General features: G+C 68.8%; 13 protein-coding genes, 1 tRNA gene, 1 pseudogene and 1 other annotated feature. Of the genes and pseudogenes, 4 read left to right on the top strand and 11 right to left on the bottom strand.

Annotated elements, in window-relative coordinates; all coding sequences use genetic code 11:
- Positions 1–11 precede the first annotated feature (11 nt).
- Together COA07_RS10980 and COA07_RS10975 are read right to left on the bottom strand one after the other, a co-directional pair.
- Positions 12–533, bottom strand: a complete 522-nt coding sequence (locus COA07_RS10980) for a TspO/MBR family protein (protein WP_066711581.1) — start codon at positions 531–533, stop codon at positions 12–14.
- Positions 534–659: 126 nt separating this feature from the next.
- Positions 660–1,394 (bottom strand): TlyA family RNA methyltransferase, encoded by a 735-nt coding sequence (locus COA07_RS10975; protein ID WP_066711582.1) that lies wholly within the window; start codon positions 1,392–1,394, stop codon positions 660–662.
- 224 nt (positions 1,395–1,618) lie between these two features.
- Between COA07_RS10975 and COA07_RS10970 the strand changes: the two genes are divergently transcribed.
- The gene (locus COA07_RS10970; RefSeq protein ID WP_066711583.1) at positions 1,619–2,284 is read left to right on the top strand and encodes an RBBP9/YdeN family alpha/beta hydrolase; all 666 of its coding nucleotides are present in this window, start codon (positions 1,619–1,621) and stop codon (positions 2,282–2,284) included.
- Here the strand turns inward: COA07_RS10970 and COA07_RS10965 are convergent.
- From COA07_RS10965 to COA07_RS10950, 4 genes are all read right to left on the bottom strand, one after another.
- Positions 2,266–2,679, bottom strand: a complete 414-nt coding sequence (locus COA07_RS10965) for a hypothetical protein (RefSeq protein WP_066711584.1) — start codon at positions 2,677–2,679, stop codon at positions 2,266–2,268. The genes COA07_RS10970 and COA07_RS10965 overlap by 19 nt on opposite strands.
- On the bottom strand, positions 2,676–4,595 hold the full coding sequence (gene dxs, locus COA07_RS10960; RefSeq protein ID WP_066711588.1) for a 1-deoxy-D-xylulose-5-phosphate synthase: 1,920 nt from the start codon (positions 4,593–4,595) through the stop codon (positions 2,676–2,678). The genes COA07_RS10965 and dxs overlap by 4 nt, the downstream gene beginning before the upstream one ends.
- 362 nt (positions 4,596–4,957) lie before the next feature.
- Complete coding sequence (locus COA07_RS10955; protein WP_066711585.1) at positions 4,958–5,416, bottom strand: Fur family transcriptional regulator; 459 nt, start codon at positions 5,414–5,416, stop codon at positions 4,958–4,960.
- 38 nt (positions 5,417–5,454) lie between these two features.
- Complete coding sequence (locus tag COA07_RS10950) at positions 5,455–5,841, bottom strand: MerC domain-containing protein (protein ID WP_066711586.1); 387 nt, start codon at positions 5,839–5,841, stop codon at positions 5,455–5,457.
- A gap of 101 nt (positions 5,842–5,942) precedes the next feature.
- Between COA07_RS10950 and recJ the strand changes: the two genes are divergently transcribed.
- From recJ to COA07_RS10935, 3 genes and pseudogenes are all read left to right on the top strand, one after another.
- Positions 5,943–7,688 (top strand): single-stranded-DNA-specific exonuclease RecJ, encoded by a 1,746-nt coding sequence (gene recJ / locus COA07_RS10945; RefSeq protein ID WP_096641013.1) that lies wholly within the window; start codon positions 5,943–5,945, stop codon positions 7,686–7,688.
- 49 nt (positions 7,689–7,737) lie between these two features.
- A tRNA-Glu gene (locus COA07_RS10940) sits at positions 7,738–7,812 on the top strand.
- A 381-nt stretch (positions 7,813–8,193) separates the two neighbouring features.
- Positions 8,194–8,591: pseudogene (locus COA07_RS10935) on the top strand (transposase); the annotation flags it as partial.
- Positions 8,478–8,594: a sequence feature (AL1L pseudoknot), on the top strand. (Overlaps the previous pseudogene by 114 nt.)
- A gap of 15 nt (positions 8,595–8,609) precedes the next feature.
- Here COA07_RS10935 and COA07_RS10930 read toward each other — a convergent pair.
- The 5 genes from COA07_RS10930 to COA07_RS10910 all read right to left on the bottom strand — a co-directional run bounded on the left by COA07_RS10930 (position 8,610) and on the right by COA07_RS10910 (position 14,216).
- Positions 8,610–9,896, bottom strand: a complete 1,287-nt coding sequence (locus COA07_RS10930) for an arsenic transporter (protein WP_066708600.1) — start codon at positions 9,894–9,896, stop codon at positions 8,610–8,612.
- Positions 9,896–10,336 carry an arsenate reductase (glutaredoxin) gene (gene arsC, locus COA07_RS10925; RefSeq protein ID WP_066708597.1) on the bottom strand — a complete coding sequence of 147 codons (441 nt, stop codon included), beginning with the start codon at positions 10,334–10,336 and terminating at the stop codon, positions 9,896–9,898. Before arsC ends, COA07_RS10930 begins: the two co-directional genes overlap by 1 nt.
- A gap of 13 nt (positions 10,337–10,349) precedes the next feature.
- Positions 10,350–10,682, bottom strand: coding sequence for an ArsR/SmtB family transcription factor (locus COA07_RS10920; protein ID WP_066708594.1), 333 nt, complete (start codon positions 10,680–10,682; stop codon positions 10,350–10,352).
- 187 nt (positions 10,683–10,869) lie between these two features.
- The gene (locus tag COA07_RS10915) at positions 10,870–11,997 is read right to left on the bottom strand and encodes a PepSY-associated TM helix domain-containing protein (RefSeq protein WP_066708591.1); all 1,128 of its coding nucleotides are present in this window, start codon (positions 11,995–11,997) and stop codon (positions 10,870–10,872) included.
- Positions 11,997–14,216 carry a TonB-dependent receptor gene (locus COA07_RS10910; RefSeq protein ID WP_066708588.1) on the bottom strand — a complete coding sequence of 740 codons (2,220 nt, stop codon included), beginning with the start codon at positions 14,214–14,216 and terminating at the stop codon, positions 11,997–11,999. The genes COA07_RS10915 and COA07_RS10910 overlap by 1 nt, the downstream gene beginning before the upstream one ends.
- Between the last annotated feature and the right edge of the window lie 40 nt (positions 14,217–14,256).

Here is a 14,256-nt window from a genome sequence, read left to right as displayed (position 1 = left end):
AGCGTGAAGGGTCAGCCGATCACTTGGGACGCCGCGGCCGGCTGCACAAGGCGTTCCGCGTCGGGATTCAGCTGTCCGATCCGCCAGTTGAGCACGCCCGCGAAGCTGAGCCAGACCATATAGGGCACCAGCAGCCATGCCGCGACGCGCCGGATCTGCGCGAAGACGAAGGTGGTGATGATCGTCAGCCCCAGGATCGCGACGATCAGCAGCAGCGCGGCGCCGACCTTGTGCGCGCCGAAGAACAGCGGCGTCCAGGCAAGGTTGCCGGCCAGCTGCACCGCGAACAGCGCCACCGCCACCCAGCGCAGCTTCGCCCCGCGCGCGCTGAGCACCAGCGCCAGCGACAGGCCGAGCATGATGTAGAGCAGCGACCAGGCGATCGGGAACACCCAGCCCGGCGGCGTCAGTTCGGGCTTGGTCAGCGCCATGTACCAGCCGTTCTCGCTACCCGACGGCACCGACCGCCCCGACAGGAAGCCCAGCAGCAGCACCAGCGGCACCGATACCGCCGCCCAGCGCAGGAACGACATCCGTAACTGATCCCTCGATGCGACCGTACCCAACGTTTCCCATCCCCCAATGCCGGAAGCGGCGTGTCTAGGTGCCCAATCGTCACCCATGCGTAAACTGCCAAAGCCACATGGCGCACGATTGTTTCAGTCGCGATGCGCCGCGATCAGATATTCGACATTGCCCTCCGGCCCGGTGATGGGGCTTTCCACGATGGTTTCGACGCGCCAGCCGGTCGCGGCGAACCAGTCCGCCACCTCGGCGCAGACGCGCGCGCGCACCGACGGGTCGCGCACGACGCCGCCCTTCCCCACCTCCGCGCGGCCGGCCTCGAACTGCGGCTTGATGAGCGCCATCGCGCGGGCGGGCGGGCGGGCGAAGGACAGCGGCACCTCCAGCACCTTGGCCAGGCCGATGAAGCTGGCGTCGCAGACGACCAGGTCGACCGGTTCGGGCACGTGCGCCGGGGTGAGGATGCGCGCGCTGGTCTGTTCGTGGACGATGACGCGCGGGTCCTGGCGCAGCTTCCACGCCAGCTGGTTCGTCCCGCTGTCCACCGCATAGACGCGCGCGGCGCCGCGGGTCAGCAGCACGTCGGTGAAGCCGCCGGTCGACGACCCCACGTCGATCGCCACCGCGCCGGTCACGTCCCAGCCGGCATGGTCCAGCCCGTGCGCCAGCTTGATCCCGCCGCGCGATACCCAGGGGTGGTCGCGGCCGCGCACGTCGAGCACGACATCGTCGGCGAGCGGCTGTCCGGGCTTTTCCACCTTGCGGTCACCGGCGAAGACCAGCCCGGCCATCACCAGCGCCTGTGCGCGGGTGCGCGATTCGGCCAGGCCGCGGTCCACCAGCATCTGATCGGCACGTTGTTTCGCCATCGGCGCGCTATCGCAGCCCCGCCCCCCGGGCCGCAAGCGCCGCGGCGATTTCGGTTCGTCTCGCGGCGGCCTCCGTTCGCGTCAATTGCTGCGATGCAGGATTGTCCATGGATTTAGGGGACAATACATTGCGAATCGAGGCCGCGGCTTTTCCCGACCCCTAGACTGTGTGCCGCGGCCTCACCTTTTCCCCGCACCGACGCGGGGATGACAGGAGAGACGTCATGGGACTTTCGACATATGATCTGTCGGTCCGGCCGACGATCCTGACCGTTCCCGGGCTGGGTGGCTCGGGACCCGCGCACTGGCAGACCCTGTGGGAGGGCGCGCGCCCCGACACGTCGCGGATCGACCTGGGGATGTGGGACCGGCCGCATCGCAACAGTTGGGTGACGAAGATCGACCAGGCGGTGGCAGGCGCGCGTGCGCCGGTGATCCTGGTCGCGCATTCGCTGGGGTGCATCGCGACGGCGTGGTGGGCGTCGATGAGCCCGCAGCCGTACGGCTGGCCGGTGGCCGGCGCGCTGCTGGTCGCGCCCGCCGATGTCGAGCGCGCGGGCGTGGCGGAGGAACTGGCCCCGTTCGCCCCCGCGCCGAAACAGCCGCTGCCGTTCCCGTCGATCGTGGTCGCGTCCACCGACGATCCGTGGGTGACGATCGAGCGCGCGCACAGCCTGGCGGTCGACTGGGGCAGCCATTTCGTCGATGCGGGGCCGCACGGCCACCTCAACGCCGCCAGCGGGCTGGGTCACTGGCCGGAGGGGCAGGAACTGCTGGAACGGGTGATCCACGCCGCGGGCGGCCCGCATGGCGAGGCGCGCACCCCGGGCGACGCGCGCGCGATCCTGACGATGCCCAGCCGGCCGCGCGGTTACGAGGCGCGGATCTGAGGGGCCGCCCCGACCCGCCCGTCGAGGTAGCGTACCAGCGCCGCCACGTCGGGCAGGTCGGGCACCAGCGGGTCGGCGGGCAGCGACAGCGCGGCGGCGGCGGCGTTGGCGACATCCTCCACGTCGCCGCGCGCCATCTTGAGGAAGCGCTTCAGCGTGTCCTCGGGCTGGGGCACCACCCCTTCCCCGTACCACAGGGCCAGCGCCGCGCGCACCGCCGGGGCGACGCGCGGGTCGGCGTCAGCGCCCGCGAACACCGCGTCGAAATCGGCCGCGGTCCACGCCGCGCGCTCGGCCACCGCGCCCTTCACCCGGCGCAGCATGGCATAATTGGCCCACAGCATCCCCACCGCGTACAAAGCGGTGAGCGCGCCGACCTTCTCCCAGCCGGTCACGCGCGCGCGATCACGCCCGCTTCGTTGTAGCGCAGCGCCGACAGGACGGTGGCGACGATCGCATCGGCGTCCAGCCCGGCCTCGGCATATTGCACCTCGGGCTTGTCCTGGTCCTGGAAGCGATCGGGCAGGCGCAGCGTGCGGATCTTGAGGCCGGCGTCGGTCAACCCGGCGTCCGACGCCATCGTGAGGACATGCGCGCCGAGGCCGCCGACGGCATTCTCCTCGATCGTCACCGCGACTTCGTGGCTGGTCAGCAGCCGGCGGATCAGCGCCTCGTCCAGCGGCTTGGCGAAGCGCAGGTCAGCGACGGTGGTCGACAGCCCGCGCGCCTCCAGCACCTCGGCCGCCTTCAGCGCCTCGCCCAGGCGTGTGCCAAGCGACAGGATCGCGACCGACTTGCCTTCGCGGACGATGCGACCCTTGCCGATCTCCAGCCGCTCCGGCACCGCGGGCAGCGCGACGCCGGTGCCGCCGCCGCGCGGGTAGCGCACCGCGATCGGGCCGTCGTCATATTCGGCGCAGGTGTGGACCATATGGACCAGCTCCGCCTCGTCCGCCGGGGCCATCACGACGAAATTGGGCAGCGTCGCCAGATAGGTGACGTCGAAGCTGCCCGCGTGCGTCGCGCCGTCCGCCCCGACCAGCCCGGCGCGGTCGATCGCGAAGCGCACCGGCAGGTTCTGGATCGCGACGTCGTGGACCACCTGGTCATAGGCGCGTTGCAGGAACGTCGAATAGATCGCGCAGAACGGGCGCATTCCCTGCGCCGCCAGCCCGGCGGCGAAGGTGACGGCATGCTGTTCGGCGATGCCGACGTCGAAGAAGCGGTCGGGATGCGCCGCCGCGAACCGGTCCAGCCCAGTGCCCGACGGCATCGCCGCGGTGATCGCGCAGATGCGCGGATCGGCATCCGCCGCGCGCGCCAGCGCGTCGCCAAAGACGTTCTGATAGGCCGGCGGCCCCGGCGGCGCCTTCGCCTGGGTGCCGGTGATGACGTCGAACTTCTGCACGCCATGATATTTGTCGGCGGACTGTTCGGCCGGGGCATAGCCCTTGCCCTTCTTCGTCACGACATGGATCAGGATCGGGCCTTCCTCCGCATCGCGCACGTTTTCGAGCACGGGGATAAGGTGTTCCAGATTGTGCCCGTCGATCGGCCCGACATAATAGAAGCCCAGTTCCTCGAACAGCGTGCCGCCCATCGTCATGCCGCGGGCATATTCGTCGGTCTTGCGCGCGGCGGTGTGGAACGGGCGCGGCAGGCGGCGCGCGAACTTCTTCATCAGCTCGCGCACGCCCAGGAATTCGCGGCTGGACACGATCCGCGACAGATAGGCCGACAGCCCGCCGACCGGCGGCGCGATCGACATGTCGTTGTCGTTGAGGATAACGACCAGGCGATTGCCCGCCGCCTCGGCATTGTTCATCGCCTCATAGGCCATGCCCGCCGACATCGCGCCATCGCCGATCACCGCGATCGCCTTGCCCGGCGCGCCGGTCAGCTTGTTGGCGGTGGCGAAGCCGAGCGCGGCCGAGATCGACGTCGAACTGTGCGCCGCGCCGAACGGATCGTACTCGCTCTCGCTCCGCTTGGTGAAGCCCGACAGCCCCCCGCCCTGCCGCAGCGTGCGGATGCGGTCACGCCGCCCGGTCAAGATCTTGTGCGGGTAGCATTGGTGTCCGACGTCCCAGATCAGCCGGTCGCGCGGCGTATCGAACACGTAATGGATCGCGACGGTCAGTTCGACCACGCCCAGCCCGGAGCCGAGGTGGCCGCCGGTCACGCCGACGGCGGCGATCGTTTCCTGTCGCAGTTCGTCGGCCAGCTGGCGCAGCTGTTCGGGGCGCAGCGTGCGCAGATCGGAAGGCGTATCGACGGTGTCGAGCAAGGGTGTCTGAAGGGCATCGGCCATCGGACCGGGATAGCTGAGCGATATCAGCATGTCGATTGCCGCTTTTTCCGATCGACCGGGGGGGGGACCGTGCCGGAGGAGGCAACGGCGATGTTCGCGAACGTCAGGTCGATCGACCATGCGGTCGGCGGGTATCGACGCGACGCGCGGCGCTGAAGAAAGGGGTTGTTCGCGCAGAGACGCGGAGGCGCAGAGAGGCTTTGCCGACGCGCAGCGTCTCGCACCTATCGCATCGTCGGGATGGGGCCGCTGCGCGGGCGGTCGGCGCACCATCTCTGCGCCTCCGCGTCTCTGCGCGAACGCACTTCTACGCCTTTATGCGAACGACCTTCTTCAAGACCAGGGAACGTCCGTCGCGATCCTTACGCCGCGCATTCGGCGCAGCGGCCGCGGACTTCCACCACCGGGCGTTCGGGCTGGAAACCGGCGGTCAGCGCGGTCTGGCGCAGGTCGCGGGTCAGGCGATCGTCGTCGACGTGCGTGGTTTTGCCGCACGCATCGCACACCAGGAAGATGCAGTCGTGCCGGCAGCCGGGATGCGCGTTGACGACATAGGCGTTGGCGCTTTCCACCCGCTGCGCCAGGTTGGCGGCGACGAACAGGTCGAGGATACGGTAGATGCTGTTGGCGGCGATCCGCCGCCCCTCGGCACGGGACACCGCCTCCGCAATGTCATAGGCCGACGCCGGCTTCGCGAAGCCCGACAGCGCCGCGAAGACGCCCGCGCGCATCACCGTCCATTGCTCGCCCGCGCCTTCCAGCGCCGCCTGCGCCGCGCGCATCAGCGCGTCGCCCTCCGGTTCGTGATGGCCATGCCCCATGCGCGATGAGATAGGCACCGGGCGGCGCCCCGGCAAGCTTAGCGGTGGGTATGGCGATTGAGCGAATGGCCCAACGCCAGCACCGCGACCCCGGCGATGGTCAGCGCGGTTTCCGCCAGATGATGCGCGCCATGCGCCACCACCAGCGCCGAGGCCATCAGCGCCAGCCCGGTCGCGCCCAGCACGATCGGCAGCGGGCGGCGATGCCGCACCACGCCCCGCCCGAACGCGACGACGCCCAGGACCAGCGCCATCACCAGCCCCGCTTCGTGGATCAGCGGGCTGCCCAGCAGGCCGCCCGCGGTGGACAGCACCGCCAGCGCCACCGTCGTCGCCAGGCAATGGACGACGCACGCCGCCGACAGCCAGATCGCCCAGCGATCGAGCCGGTGTGTTCCCGCGTCGGAGGTGAGTCGCTGAGCCATGACCGGGACGCAGATAGGGCAGCCACGGCCATGTTACAATATCACATGGCAAATTGTTATCGGCGGTGACGCGGGGTGCACGTCCCTGTATGGCACCGCCGATGCGGCGCGTTCTGGATATCGACCGGTCGATCCTCGGCCAACCCTGGCACTGGCGCGCGCTGGCGACGGACCAGCGCGACGGACTGATGCCCGACGACCTGCTGACGCAATTGCTGCTGGCGCGCGGTTGCCCTCGCGACGCGCTGGAGGCGCACAAGGCGCCGTCGATCCGCGGGTTCATGCCCGATCCGTCGATCTTCCGCGACATGGACGTCGCCGCCGCGCGGCTGGCCGATGCGGTGGAGCGCGACGAAGCGGTGGCGATCTTCGGCGATTACGACGTCGACGGCGCGACATCGTCGGCGCTGCTGGTGCTGTTGCTGCGCGAGCTGGGGCGCGACGCCCGCGTCTATATCCCCGACCGGCTGGTCGAGGGGTACGGCCCCAACGCAGACGCGATGGAGCGGCTGGCGGCGGAGGGCGCGACTCTGATCGTCACGGTCGATTGCGGGGCGCAGGCGTTCGACGCGCTGGCGGGGGCGCGCGCCGACGTCATCGTCGTCGACCATCACCAATGCGCGACGCAGCTGCCGCGCGCGCATGCGGTGGTGAACCCCAACCGCCAGGACGAGGGCGAAGGCGCCGCGCACGGCCATCTGGCGGCGGTGGGGGTCGCGTTCCTGCTGGGCGCGGCGCTGATCCGCGCGTTGCGGGCGCGCGGCTATTTCGCGACGCGGGCGGAGCCGCGGCTGCTCGACCTGCTCGATCTGGTCGCGCTGGGGACGGTGGCGGACGTGGCGCAGCTGCGCGGGCTGAACCGCGCCTTCGTGGCGCAAGGACTGAAGGTGATGGCGCAGCGCCGCAACATCGGGCTGGCCGCGCTGGGCGAGGCGGCGCGGCTGACGCGCGCGCCGACCGCCAGCGACCTGGGGTTTGCGTTCGGGCCGCGCATCAACGCCGGCGGGCGCGTCGGGCGCGCGGACCTGGGCGTGCGGTTGCTGACGACGCGCGACCCGGCGGAGGCGCGCGCGCTGGCGGCGGAGCTGGACCGCCTGAACGACGAACGCCGCGCGATCGAGGCGATGGTGCAGGAAGGCGCTGAGGCGATGCTGTGCAGCGACCGCGCGGTGTGCGTGGTGGCGGGCGACGGCTGGCATCCCGGCGTGATCGGGATCGTCGCCGGGCGGCTGAAGGAGCGGCTGGGCCGCCCCGCGATCGTCATCGCGCTGGACGACGACGGCATCGGCAAGGGATCGGGCCGGTCGATCACAGGGGTGGACCTGGGCGCGGCGGTGCTCTCCGCGAAGGAGCGCGGGCTGCTGATCGCGGGCGGCGGCCATGCGATGGCGGCGGGGCTGACGATCGCGAAGGACGCGATCCCCGCCTTCGCCGACGATCTGGAAGCGCGGCTGGGCGCGGCGGTGGAAACGGCGCGAGAAAACCGCGCGCTGCTGGTCGATTCGGTCGTCGCGGCGGGCGGGGTGACCCCCGATTTGGTCCATGCGCTGGAGGCGGGCGGCCCCTATGGCACCGGCTGGCCCGCGCCGCGCGTGGCGGTGGGGCCGGTGCGCACGATCAAGGTCGACGTCGTCGGCAACGGCCATGTCCGCGCGATCGTGGCGGGCGACGACGGCCGCAGCCTGAAGGCGATGGCGTTCCGCGCCGCCGACAATCCGCTGGGCCAGGCATTGCTGGCCGCCGGCCCGTCGCGCCGGCTGTGGCTGGCGGGGCGCGCGCGGCTCGACGAATGGGGTGCGCGGCCGGCGGCGGAATTGCACGTCGACGACGCCGCCTGGGCCAACTGACCCCTTGACCCCCGCCGCCCTTTCCGCCAAGGGACCCGCCACGCCTCACGGCCCCTTCGTCTAGCGGTTAGGACGCGGCCCTTTCACGGCTGAAACACGGGTTCGATTCCCGTAGGGGTCACCAGCCTTTTCAATGGCTTGCGTGTGCAGGCGGGCAGATCATCAAATATCAGTCGAATATCCGCCAGCGGAAGCCTGCGAACATCGACGCACGCTTTTGCGATCAAACCTCGAGTCGATCATGGCGTGGTGGCGCTGCCCTTCAAGCTTGCGGCACGCTCTTCGCCTCGGCGACAACCGACATCAGAGAGCGCCGGCCGCCGAATGGAGCCGGCGGGGTGGGCCCCCGCCGGCTCGCCCCCTTAGTGGCTTGGGAGCTTGAAGCAGTAGACCAGCTCCGGCTTCTGACCAGTTACCAGGCGGCGCTTCACCTGGAGGCGCTTCTCCTCACGAACTGAACCGCGCCGGGTTTGCCGGAGGCCCCAACTCCTGAGAGGAAGGGGCTATGACGAGCAAGACGACGAACAAGTTTTCACCTGAGGTGCCCGCGCGTGCGGTGCGGATGGTGCTGGAACACGAGAAGGATCACGCGTCGTGCTGGGCAGCGGTGGTGTCGATCGCGATGAAGATCGGGTGTGCGGGCCAGACGCTGCACGATTGGGTGAAGAAAGCCGAGGTCGACAGCGGCATGCGCGCCGGGATGCCGAGCGACGTCGCCGACCGAATGAAGGCACTGGAGCGGGAGAACCGCCAACTGCGCCAGGCCAACGAGATCCTACGCAAGGCGTCGGCGTATTTTGCGATGGCGGAGCTCAACCGCCGAGCGAGGTGATGGTGTCGTTCATCGACGCGCATCGCGAGGTGTACGGGGTCGAGCGGATCTGCCGGGTCCTGCCGATCGCCCAAGGTCGCGTAGCGGCATCAGGCAATCCCCATTCTCAGCGCAAGCGCCGCCAGCGTGATGAGCAGGACAGGCACGGTCAGCGTAACCCCGACCCGGAAATAGTACCCCCACCCGATCCGCGCGCCCTTTTGCCCGAGGACATGGAGCCACAGCAGCGTGGCGAGCGAGCCGATCGGCGTCAGCTTGGGACCGAGGTCGCAGCCGATCACGTTGGCGTAGATCATCGCTTCCTTGATCGCACCCGTGGCGTGGGTGGCGTCGATCGACAGCGCGCCCACCAGCACGGTCGGCATGTTGTTCATCACCGACGACAGGACGGCCGCGATCACGCCCGTGCCGAGCGCCGCGCCCCATACGCCGCCTTGGGCGGCGCGATCGAGCAGTGTCGCCAGATGATCGGTCAGGCCGGCATTCCGCAGGCCGTAGACGACGAGGTACATGCCGAGCGAGAAGATCACGACCTGCCAGGGTGCGCCGCGCAGCACCTTGGCCGTTGGGATCACATGGCCCTTCCCTGCGATCACCAGCAGCAGGACCGCTCCGGCAGCGGCCACGGCGCTGACCGGCACGCCGAGCGGTTCGAGCAGGAAGAAGCCGGCGAGCAGCAGGGCAAGGACGATCCATCCGGCGCGGAAGGTTGCGGCGTCCCGGATCGCGGCATCAGGGGCACGCAGCGCCGTCACATCGTAATCCTGCGGTATGTCGCGCCGAAAGAACAGCAACAGCGCGCCCAGCGTGGCGGCGATCGACACCAGATCGACCGGCACCATCACGGCGGCATAGTCGGCGAAACCGAGCCTGAAGAAGTCGGCCGACACGATGTTGACGAGGTTCGAGACGACCAGCGGCAGGCTGGCGGTGTCGGCGATGAACCCGGCTGCCATGACGTATGCCAGCGTCGCCTTGTCCTTGAACCCCAGCGCCCGCAGCATGGCGATGACGATCGGCGTCAGGATCAGCGCCGCGCCGTCATTGGCGAACAGCGCGGACACCGCCGCGCCAAGCAGCACGATCAGGACGAACAGCCGGCGACCATGCCCTCCACCCCAGCGCGCGACGTGCAGCGCCGCCCATTCGAAGAACCCGGCTTCATCGAGCAACAGGCTGATGACGATGATCGCGACGAACGCCGCGGTCGCGTTCCAGACGATGCCCCATACCACCGGCACGTCGGACAGGGTGACGACGCCCGCGAGCAGCGCCACGACCGCCCCGCCCATCGCGCTCCACCCAATGCCCAGGCCCTTGGGTTGCCAGATGACGAACGCGATCGTCGCGACGAAGATCAGGACGGCAAGGAGCATCAGGCGACGCGTTGGCCCAAGGCATCGACCACCTGCTCGCCTTCCTCCTTTACGAACGCGCCGCGCTGGCCGCTCGGCAGCAGATCAAGGACAGCTTCGGACGGCCGGCACAGCTTCACGCCGAGCGGCGAGACGACCAGCGGCCGGTTGATGAGGATCGGATGCGCCATCATCGCGTCCATCAGCGCGTCGCCGGACAGCGACGTGTCGCCCAAGCCCAACTCGGCATAGGGCGTCCCCTTCTCGCGCAGCAGGTCGCGCGGGGTGATCCCGGCACGGTCGATCAGCTCTGCCAGCATCGCGCGCGAGGGCGGCGTTTTCAGATACTCGACGACATGCGGCTCGATGCCGGCATTGCGGATCATCGCCAGCGCGTTGCGCGACGTGCCGCACTGGGGGTTGTGATAGATGATGACATCGACGGGCGCATTGTCGGTCATTCCGGGCGTCCTTTCAGCAGCAGGGAGCGAGTTCGGCGATGAGCGGGGCGCACAGTTCGGGCGAGCCGCCGCAGCAGTCCTTGACGAGGAACAGCGTCAGCGCTCGCAGGCCGTCGAGGTCAGCGCGGTAGATGATCGATCGGCTATGGCGTTCTGATCGGACCAGGCCTGCGCGAGCAAGGATGCCGAGATGCGCGGACATGGTGTTTTGCGGAACGTCGAGCTGACGGGCTATTTCGCCGGCTGCCATGCCATCGGGTTCGTGGCGGACCAGCAGGCGAAACACATCCAGGCGCGTTACCTGCGCCAACGCCCCAAGCGCCACGATAGCCGAATCGTTTTCCATATATCCGGCATAACAGATATATTGGACAGCGCTACTCTCACCTGCTTGTTCGTGAATTTGGTGTCTCGCCATTCACCCCGCGATATACTTCCGTGAGGGCCGCTATCGATCCGTTTGGCGATCCGGAGTGAAAACGCCGCGGCGGTCTCGCAGCCGTTCCTGCTTAGGAAAGCTGGTGCCAAGCCAGTCAAACCGTGCGTGCAGCCTTTCGCCGGCGAAGCCAATGAAGGATGCCCGTCGTCAACAGGATCGTCGGGACGAAGCCGATCAACACCGCGAGGATGCGGGTCGCCACCCCGCCCACCGTGCCGTCGTGTAGTGTGCGGATCCAGCTCGCCACGGCGGTGCCGGTACCGGCCCGGCGAACATCATGCACGGCCAGCACGAGACCGGAGAACTGGTCGATAAACACGTAGCTGCCGGGGAAGCGCCGGTGCGGATCACCGGGCACCTGCAACCGGACCCGGATCGGTGCATCGCCGGCTCCCGGTATGTCGATGAAGACGATGCGGCCATCCGGCAGAGCGCGATGGGCCGTATAGAGCGCCTCGACGATCGCGATTTGGTGATCACCTCCCCCCGCCGATTTCGGCGCGGGAATGGTCGCGGGAGCCAGCAACGCCTGCGTGACGGCGGGCAGCGCCAGCAGCACGCCCGTCGCCACCAGCACGAACAACAGCGCCATGCTCCACAGGCCGGACAGCTTGTGAAGGTCGCGCAGTCGGCGGATCGGTGCGGCGTCGCGCTTGAAGGCGAGCGCCTTGCGCCAGCTTCCACGCGGCCACCACGCCGCGATGCCGCTGACGAGCAGCACCAGCATCGCCACGCCCGACCAGCCTACCACCTGCCCACCGAGGTCGCCGGCAAGCAGCGCCATGTGGAGCTGGTAGAGCCAGCTCATCAGATAGCCACCCCAGGGTTCGGCACGGACGATCCGGGTGCCGTCAGGCGAGAACCAGACCATCATCCGATCGGTATGATGGCCGTGCCCGGACGCCGGGTAGTAGCGGGCGGGAATGGGGCCGCCTTCGCCCGTCACCTCCAGCGTCCACTTGTCGCCCGGATGGCGCCAGCGCGCGCGCCCGGTCGCCAGCGCGCGATCCCATGCCGGCGAGGCCAGGCCAGGCGGCACATCGCCCGGCTTGGCCTCGACCACCGGATGGAGCGCGGCATCGATGCCGGTGTAGAACACCAGCGCCGACCCGGTGAGGCCCAGCACCGCGAACAGCAGCCCCAGGCTCAACCCCAGCCACAGATGGACGCGGCGCACGAGGATGCGCGTGCGCGATACTGCCGATCGGCGATGCCCCGACATCAGAACCGCGTCGCCAGCGCCACTTCGAACGATCGCGGCGCGCTGATATAGACGTTGGTGGTCGGGTAGCCGGAATATTCGCCGTAGAAGGCGTCGGTCAGGTTCCGACCACGAAGCGTCAGAGTTGCTTGCGTTGCGACCGGGAACGAAAGGCTGGCATCCAGCACATTATGCCCGGCGACCCGGATCGTATTGGCCGTGTCGGTGTAGAAGGCGCTGGCGTGCCGCAGGAAGCCGCCCAGCGTCACCTTGTCGGCGATGGTGTAGAGTGCGGAGGCGTTGACCGTGGTCGAGGGGACGTTGATCGGGCGGTTGCCGCTCCGGTCGATCCGCACGCCTCCAACCAGCTCGGACAACTCGTCATATTGCGCGTCGGTGTAGGACACGCCGCCCGAGAGGCGCAGCGCCTTCGCTGGCGAGACGACGGCGGACAGCTCGACGCCCTGTGACGACTGCCGCCCGCCCTGCACCGTCAGCGCCGGGTTGTTCGGATCGCGGGTCAGGATGTCGCGCTGCTTGATGCGGTAGGCCGCGCCGGTGACGCTCGCCCGACCGCCCCATGCGGTCGCCTTGAACCCGGCCTCGTAGGCGCGGCCCTTGGTAAGCCGGAACCGGCTGTTGGCGATCGACGCCAGCAGGATCGAGGAGACCGGCGATACCGCGGTCGTATATTGCGCGTAGAGGGTCAGGCCAGGTGTCACGTCCCACGTCGTGCCCGCCCGCCACGAGACAGGATCGAACGTCGGGCTGTTTCGATCGACCACGCCGGTGACATTCTGGATCGTCGCGCGGTCCAGCTCCATGTGGTCCCAGCGTATCCCGCCGACCAGCAACCATTTGGGCGTCAGGTTCACCGCATCCTCCGCGAACACGGAGGTCTGCTTCAGCCTGGAATCGAAGGTGACGTTGCCGGCGGTGAAGATCGCTGTCCCTATAGGCAGCGGCACGATGGCCGGATTGCGCACGTCCACCGCCGGGAGGGCCGAAGTTGGGGCCGTCTGACGCAGGCTGACGAAATCGGTGTCGTTGTGTTCGACGCCGAGGCTGAAGCGGTTGCGGAGGCCCGCGATCCGGCTGTCATTGCCGATCACCCCGCGCGCGTTCCAGAACTGATGATCGTGGCGGAAGTCCTGATAGGTCTGGCGGAAGCTGCCGTTCGGGAACGCCGCGGTCGGCGCGACGAAGGTCTGGCTGTCGGCGAGCAGAAACGCGCGCTTCGCGGTGTAACCGGTCAGGTCGACCGCGAAGGTCCACCCGCTGCCGATCGACCAGTCGAGCCGCGAGCGCACGGTGGTCTCGTCGGCCCCGGAATAGGCACCTTGCGGGTTGTAGTTGCGTGGGCGCAGCGCGCGATCGGCGACCAGGCCGTTCGCCGTCGTGACGGCATCGGTCGGGCGCAGCGCATATTGACCGGGGATCAGCGGCAGGCCCTGATAGGTGGCGTCGTAGCGATCCTCGAAATGATCGACGGCGACGAGCAACGACAGGCGATCACTTGGGCGCCACAGCGCGCTCGCGGTCAGCCCGGCCGAGAAGGTGTCGTTGTTGTCCACGTCGTAGAGGCTGTCCGACCGCTGGTAGCTGGCGTCCGCCCGCACCGCGATCGTGGACGATACCGGCAGGTTGACCCCGCCTGCCGCGAACACCGTATCGAAGCTCCCGACCGACAACAGCGTGTCGAGGTGGCGTTCTCCCAGGACCGGCTTGCGCGTCACCTTGTTGATGACGCCGGCCAGCGCGCCTTCGCCGTAGAGAACCGAGGCCGGCCCCTTCAGCACCTCGATCCGATCATAGTGCCAGTTGTTGCTGTCGCGCTGAACGACGGTCGAGGTCGAAATCCGCACGCCGTCCTGAAGGATCGACACGGTGTTGCCGGCGAAGCCGCGCAAGCTGACGACGGCCGGATTGCCCGGCACGTTGCCGGCAATCGCACCCACCACGTCGTTGAACGTCTCGCGCGCGGTGCGAAGGCCGCGAACCTGGAGATCGTCCTGCGTCAGCACTTCGACGCTCGCAGGGGTCTCCCGGATCGACAATCCGAGGCGGCTGCTCGCCTGCGCCTGATCGTCCAGCTTCAGCGGATCGCGCTGGCCAGTGACGACAATTGTCGCATCGGTGCGATCGTCAGTGATGTTGGTGCTTCGCACCTGTGCGTCGGCCGGCACAGCCAGCAGCAGGCAGGGCGCAGCCGCGCCCGCCAGACGATAGGATCGGAACATGGAGAAATACCTTTGACCGGCCCGACGCCTGAGGACGCGG

The sequence above is a fragment of the Sphingomonas adhaesiva genome (assembly GCF_002374855.1).
GTDB lineage: Bacteria > Pseudomonadota > Alphaproteobacteria > Sphingomonadales > Sphingomonadaceae > Sphingomonas > Sphingomonas adhaesiva.
The sequence above is the reverse complement of the archived record's forward strand: the minus strand, read 5'-3'. Positions and strand labels throughout refer to the sequence as shown.

What these genes read in the sequence shown, in the direction of transcription:
- COA07_RS10920 (WP_066708594.1), bottom strand. Translation starts at nt 10,682, where the DNA reads ATGGAAAACGATTCGGCTATCGTGGCGCTTGGGGCGTTGGCGCAGGTA.
- COA07_RS10980 (WP_066711581.1), bottom strand. Translation starts at nt 533, where the DNA reads ATGTCGTTCCTGCGCTGGGCGGCGGTATCGGTGCCGCTGGTGCTGCTG.
- dxs (WP_066711588.1), bottom strand. Translation starts at nt 4,595, where the DNA reads ATGGCCGATGCCCTTCAGACACCCTTGCTCGACACCGTCGATACGCCT.
- COA07_RS10910 (WP_066708588.1), bottom strand. Translation starts at nt 14,216, where the DNA reads ATGTTCCGATCCTATCGTCTGGCGGGCGCGGCTGCGCCCTGCCTGCTG.
- arsC (WP_066708597.1), bottom strand. Translation starts at nt 10,336, where the DNA reads ATGACCGACAATGCGCCCGTCGATGTCATCATCTATCACAACCCCCAG.
- recJ (WP_096641013.1), top strand. Translation starts at nt 5,943, where the DNA reads ATGCGGCGCGTTCTGGATATCGACCGGTCGATCCTCGGCCAACCCTGG.
- COA07_RS10915 (WP_066708591.1), bottom strand. Translation starts at nt 11,997, where the DNA reads ATGTCGGGGCATCGCCGATCGGCAGTATCGCGCACGCGCATCCTCGTG.
- COA07_RS10950 (WP_066711586.1), bottom strand. Translation starts at nt 5,841, where the DNA reads ATGGCTCAGCGACTCACCTCCGACGCGGGAACACACCGGCTCGATCGC.
- COA07_RS10955 (WP_066711585.1), bottom strand. Translation starts at nt 5,416, where the DNA reads ATGGGGCATGGCCATCACGAACCGGAGGGCGACGCGCTGATGCGCGCG.
- COA07_RS10970 (WP_066711583.1), top strand. Translation starts at nt 1,619, where the DNA reads ATGGGACTTTCGACATATGATCTGTCGGTCCGGCCGACGATCCTGACC.
- COA07_RS10930 (WP_066708600.1), bottom strand. Translation starts at nt 9,896, where the DNA reads ATGCTCCTTGCCGTCCTGATCTTCGTCGCGACGATCGCGTTCGTCATC.
- COA07_RS10975 (WP_066711582.1), bottom strand. Translation starts at nt 1,394, where the DNA reads ATGGCGAAACAACGTGCCGATCAGATGCTGGTGGACCGCGGCCTGGCC.